The 3,528-nt window shown below is 63.3% G+C and carries 2 protein-coding genes; both read left to right on the top strand.

The genetic code is table 11. From position 1 onward, the window contains the following. Positions 1 to 382: 382 nt before the first annotated feature. Entirely contained in the window at positions 383 to 1,810 is a 1,428-nt protein-coding gene (amt, locus tag OKC30_RS20190) for an ammonium transporter (RefSeq protein ID WP_010673021.1), read from the top strand. Positions 1,811 to 2,041: 231 nt separating this feature from the next. Beyond that, entirely contained in the window at positions 2,042 to 3,394 is a 1,353-nt protein-coding gene (rlmD, locus tag OKC30_RS20185) for a 23S rRNA (uracil(1939)-C(5))-methyltransferase RlmD (protein ID WP_048209027.1), read from the top strand. The last annotated feature ends 134 nt before the right edge of the window (positions 3,395 to 3,528 follow it).

Raw genomic sequence — 3,528 nt, 5'->3', positions numbered from 1 at the left:
GAGCGTTCACATTGGTCCGGAAATGGTGTTCACGTTGAATCGGAATTGGTGTTCATGATCGGCCGGAATATGCACCACGGGTTCGCCCTGTCATTGTGAGGTGGTTGGGTCATCCTGGTGCATTTTCCCGGCAATGCACAGCCAAAGTGCGATTTTCCCCCTGTAACCGGGCATTGTGCGCCAAGATGGTGCGTGTTGAATGTGATGAAAAGATAACGCTATGAAATAAAAGGATTATTTTTCTTGGCCTGCTTTATGCTTTCCCCATGTCATGTCGCCATGATGTCTCCGTGAGCCACACAGGTACGGTGGGCAGGTGGCCAGGTTGGAAATGCATATCAGGAAATGGACCCGGATGCCGGGACGACAAGGAGAGGGCTGTATGTTCAAGAGACTCGTAATGACTGGCCTGCTGGCGCTGGCCGCCACCATGGCCGCCCCGGGCTGGGCCGAAGAGGTGGCCGCGCAGGCCGATGTGGTACAGGCGGCCGCGACCGTGACCATCAACAAGGGGGACAATACCTGGCTGATGGTGGCGGCGGCCCTGGTGATCCTGATGTCCGTGCCGGGCCTCGCCCTCTTCTACGGCGGCCTGGTGCGCGCCAAGAACATGCTGAGCGTGCTGATGCAGGTGTTCACCCTGTTCTGCCTCATCACCGTCCTCTGGGTGGTCTACGGCTACTCCCTGGCCTTCACCGAGGGCGGCGCCTTCTACGGCTCCTTCGACAAGGTGCTGTTGATGGGGGTGACGCCGGATTCCATCGCCGCCACCTTCAGCAAGGGGGTCGGGATCAGCGAATTCATCTACGTGGTGTTCCAGGGTGCCTTTGCCGCCATCACCTGCGGGCTCATCGTCGGCGGCTTTGCCGAGCGGATGAAGTTCTCGGCGGTGCTGCTGTTCGCTGTGATCTGGTTCACCTTCGCCTATATCCCGATGGCGCACATGGTGTGGTACTGGGCGGGTCCGGATGCCTACACGGATGCGGCCGCCGCCGAAGCGGCCGGTGCCACCGCAGGCTATCTGTTCCAGCACGGCGCTCTGGACTTCGCCGGTGGCACCGTGGTGCACATCAACGCCGCGGTGGCCGGTCTGGTAGGGGCCTTCATGGTGGGCAAACGGGTTGGCTATGGCCGTGACCCCATGACCCCCCACAGCCTGACCATGACCATGATCGGTGCCGCCCTGCTCTGGTTCGGCTGGTTCGGCTTCAACGCTGGCTCCTCCCTCGAAGCCAACGGCACGGCGGCCCTGGCCTTCGCCAACACCTGGATCGCACCGGCCGCTGCCGCCCTCTCCTGGACCTTCGCCGAGTGGGCGATGAAGGGCCGTCCCTCCCTGCTTGGCGCTGTCTCCGGTGCGGTGGCGGGCCTGGTCGCCATCACCCCTGCCGCCGGTTTCGTCGGTGTGGGGGGCGCCCTCATCATCGGCCTGCTCAGCGGTGTGGCCGGTTTGTGGGGCGTGCACGGTCTCAAGCGTCTGCTGGGGGCCGATGACAGCCTGGACGTGTTCGGCCTGCACGGGGTGTGCGGGATCCTGGGGGCCGTGCTGACCGGGGTGTTCGCCAGCCCGGATCTGGGCGGCACCGGGGTGTGGGACTATGTGACCAACCAGGTGGCCGAGGGATACTCCATCCTGGCCCAGGTCAAGGTACAGGTCATCGGCGTGGGGGTGACCGTGGTCTGGACCGCCCTGGTCTCGGCCGTGGCCTACAAGCTGGTGGACCTGCTGATCGGTCTGCGGGTGAAGGAAGATGCCGAGCGCGAAGGGCTGGACGTGACCAGCCACGGCGAGAAAGCCTACAGCCATTGATCCTGCTGCCATGAATGTCATACCGCCGGCCCCGTCCGGCGGTTTTTTTATTGGGGCGGACTGGCCAGGCTGCCCGGACCGGGCCGCTGGTGGCCGGGGTCGCTATTTGTGTTTGCGGGGTCTTTTATGCCTGCATTTTGGGCGGATCTCCGCTAAACTCTGCCACCCTTTATTCGGGGTCGCCGGGTCTGCCCCGTCGTCACCCTCTCTTTCATGCCTTCGGAGCCGCTCATGCCGTTAGTGGGACACCAACATCAGATCGATATTCTGGAACTGACCGACAAGGGGGATGGCAAGGGTCGCCTGTTCGATCGCCCCCTGTTTGTCGAGGGTCTGCTGCCCGGTGAGCAGGCGCTGGTCGAGTTGACCGAGGTCAAACCGAACTACCTGCACGGCAAGCTGGTCGAGCTGACCCAACCCTCTGCCGATCGGGTGGCCGATTTTTGCCCCAACACCGAATGCGGTGGCTGCCAGGTGCGCCCGCTGGCCTATCCGGCCCAGCTTGCCCTCAAGCAGAGCCTGGTGCAGAGCGCACTGGAGCAGGTCGGTCTGGGTGAGGCCGTGGTCAACCCTATCCTCGGCATGGAGACGCCGTTTGCCTACCGCAACAAGGCCCAGTACGCGGTGCGTGGCAGCGAGGCGGGCGCCGAGATCGGCTTCTACCGCAAGCACTCCCATGACCTCATCACCGCCGATGATTGCGCGGTGCAGGATTCGCTGCACGTGGAGCTCAACGCCCGGGTACGCAACTGGATGCGCGAGCACGACATCGCGGCCTATGACGAGGTGGCCCACACCGGCTGCGTGCGCAACCTGATGACCCGCAAGGGCTTCAAGAGCGGCGAGCTGATGGTGGTGCTGGTGACCCTGGGCGAAGCGCTGCCGTTCGAAACCGAGCTGCTGGCGGCCCTGGCGGATCTGCCGGTCACTACTCTGGTGCAGAACATCAACGAGGCGCGTACCAACCGCATCCTGGGTGACAAGAACCGGGTGTTGCTGGGCAGCGGGGTGATCCGCGACAAGATCCACGAGCTCGAATTCGAGATCTCGCCCCTCTCTTTCTTCCAGAACAACCCGAGCCAGACCGACGTGCTCTACTCCAAGGCGCTGGAGTATTGCGAGCTGACCGGCAGCGAGACGGTGTTCGACATCTATTGCGGCATCGGCACCATCTCCCTGTTCCTGGCAGGCAAGGCCGCCAAGGTGGTGGGGATCGAGTCGGTGGAGAGCGCCATCAGCGACGCCCGTCGCAATGCGGCCCTCAACGGCATCGAGCAGACCGAGTTCCACGTGGGCAAGGCGGAGCAGCTGATGCCTGCCCTGCATGCCGACGGGGTGAGTGCCGACGTGGTGGTGATGGATCCGCCCCGCAAGGGCTGTGACAAGGCGGTATTGCAGACCCTGGTGGCCATGGCGCCGCGCCGTCTGGTCTATGTCTCCTGCAACCCCCAGACTCTGGCCCGGGATCTCGCCTGGCTGGTCAAGCAGGGCTTCGTGCTGGACGAGGTGCAGCCGGTGGACATGTTCCCGCACTCCATGCACGTGGAAGCGGTTGCTCGCCTGAGCCTGCCAGCGAAAGCCTGAGCGGGCAGAGGGCGTGGCGTTAGCCAGATGGCTCTGATAAAAACGACTCCTGAGGGAGTAATGCCGATCAGTTAAGGATCCATTGACCGATCCTCAGGCTGTGTAAGAATCCGAAACTCCTTGTTGGGTTTCGG

The organism is Aeromonas sp. QDB18, assembly GCF_027705325.1.
In the GTDB taxonomy this organism is placed as follows: Bacteria; Pseudomonadota; Gammaproteobacteria; order Enterobacterales; family Aeromonadaceae; genus Aeromonas; species Aeromonas caviae.
This window is presented reverse-complemented; position numbering and strand designations above follow the sequence as displayed.